This is a genomic window from Mesorhizobium sp. M2A.F.Ca.ET.067.02.1.1 (genome assembly GCF_004023285.1).
Classification (GTDB): domain Bacteria; phylum Pseudomonadota; class Alphaproteobacteria; order Rhizobiales; family Rhizobiaceae; genus Mesorhizobium.
Window position 1 is genome coordinate 1 of record NZ_RZSB01001432.1, and the last position, 448, is coordinate 448.

General features: G+C 71.7%; 1 pseudogene. It reads left to right on the forward strand.

The features are described from left to right. Positions 1–448, forward strand: a pseudogene (locus EOA28_RS38205) (peptigoglycan-binding protein LysM); the annotation flags it as partial.

The following is a 448-nucleotide window of genomic DNA, read 5'->3' on the forward strand; positions in this document are numbered from 1 at the left end:
GAAGCCGGGCGACTATACGATCACGCTGCGCCAGACGGTTGGCGGCACTGCCGTCGCCTCGGCCCAGACCGCCGTCGTTTCGGTGCCGCAGAGCCCGACCGGGCAGGTTCTGGCCATGGTCGAGGAGCCGGGCAAGGCCTCGCAACTTATCACCGTTCCCGGGGTCGAGACCAAGCCGGCGGCGCCCGCCGCCACCGACCAGGCGGCACCGGCAGCCCAGGCTCCGGCCGCAAGCGCGCCCGCCGCCAGTGATCAAGCTTCTGCGCCTGCGACTGCGCCGGCCCCGGGCGAGCCCAAGATCGCCGTCGAAGCGGTCGAGATCGACGGCAGCAAGATCTTCGTCGCCGGCACGGCCGATCCCGGCCGCAAGGTGCGCGCCTATGCCGACGCCATCCTGCTTGGCGATGCGCGGACCTCCGCCGACGGCCATTTCCTGATCGAAGCGACC